We start from the raw sequence: 1338 nt of genomic DNA, 5'->3' as shown, positions 1-1338 counted from the left end.
CTTTAGATGCGTGTGATTTATCAATTTAACCTCAGGTCCAACAGATATTTCATAGGTCATTCGGTCCTTCCCTACTGGAACCCAGTGTCCACCATCGGTAGGCTCAATATCAAATGTAATTTCTAATTTAAAGCCACGGAAACCATTTACTCTTCTTGTTTCAATCACTTCAATTTTCCATGGAGTGACCTGAGGTGAAAAATCCTTTAAAATCTTCGGGTAATAATAGTTATTCAAATCTTTTGCAATATAAGGAGTAAGCATGTTCATAAGCATATCCTGTAATCTAAGCTCTTCAGAGTCTTGAGTTGGTTCAGCTGATGAAAGGATTGTTGTTTGAAAAGAAGTAATAACAACAAGGGATAGTATAAAAACGATTAACATCTTTTTCATTCTCTTCAATACACCTCTTTACGACTTTATCTAATTAATTGTATTGTGACCTTTTCTGAATAAAGTATGTGCTTATTGAAACTAACGGGTGCTTTAGTTGAAGATCCTAGAGCTACTTTGGCAGCTTAACGTTTAAAGAATAAACAAATGGAACAAAGGAGGAAATGACATTTCAATTATTCGATTGAAGAGTATAAGTTTTCTGTTGCTTGTTTTAGTTTTATTACTTTTGGGATGTACAGAAGAAAAAGCTAATGATGGAGATTGGAATATAAGTCCTACATTCAATGTCGATAATCTAACTTTGCATGGAACTAAAGGGAAATTTGGTGTTATTAAAGTAAATGGAGAAAGCAATGAACCTGAGTTTCCAGCGAAACAAGGAAGACTTTATGCAGTTTATTTCTTGGATAGTCTCGAAGAACTTAATGGAAAAAAATATAAAATGACGGCTACACATAAAGAAACTGGTGAATCTGTCAAACTTCATGAAAAAAATATTGAAACGGAACAGAATGGAGCGAAATTCGGATTTGACAAATTAGGGTTATGGAAAATTGATGTAACTATTGATGAAAAGCCTTATACAAGTTTTGTTGTGGAAGCGAAATAAGGGATTGTGTTATTCAACTAACGGGTGCTTTAGTTGAAGATCGGACTGCTTAAGCAGCTCTTTTCTTATTGAACTAACGGGGCAGTTTAGTTCAACAAGAGATTTGAAAAATATATACTACTTATGTCGTATTTGACAAAAAATAACCAATTAAATAGCCACCTCATTTCAATTTTAAATGAGGTGGCCATTGGTTATTTTTTGATGTATTTTATAGAATTATAGTGATTGAATAATATGGTCGTTAACAAATGATTTTATGAAAAATAATTCATTATCATTAGGATTCCTTTTATTTTCTGACTTAAAGCTCTCTATAGCATCTTCTAGTG

General features: G+C 32.6%; 2 protein-coding genes. One reads left to right on the top strand and one right to left on the bottom strand.

What is annotated here, in order from left to right; genetic code table 11:
• A partial coding sequence (locus tag AC1DSB_RS19385) for a DUF3888 domain-containing protein (protein ID WP_477587428.1) occupies window positions 1-393 on the bottom strand: 393 nt, incomplete at its 3' end.
• Between the two features lie 205 nt (window positions 394-598).
• Between AC1DSB_RS19385 and AC1DSB_RS19380 the strand changes: the two genes are divergently transcribed.
• Window positions 599-1006, top strand: a complete 408-nt coding sequence (locus tag AC1DSB_RS19380; protein ID WP_477587427.1) for a hypothetical protein — start codon at window positions 599-601, stop codon at window positions 1004-1006.
• The last annotated feature ends 332 nt before the right edge of the window (window positions 1007-1338 follow it).

The sequence above is a fragment of the Paenisporosarcina sp. P4_E4_2 genome (assembly GCF_056401595.1).
The sequence above is the reverse complement of the archived record's forward strand: the minus strand, read 5'-3'. Positions and strand labels throughout refer to the sequence as shown.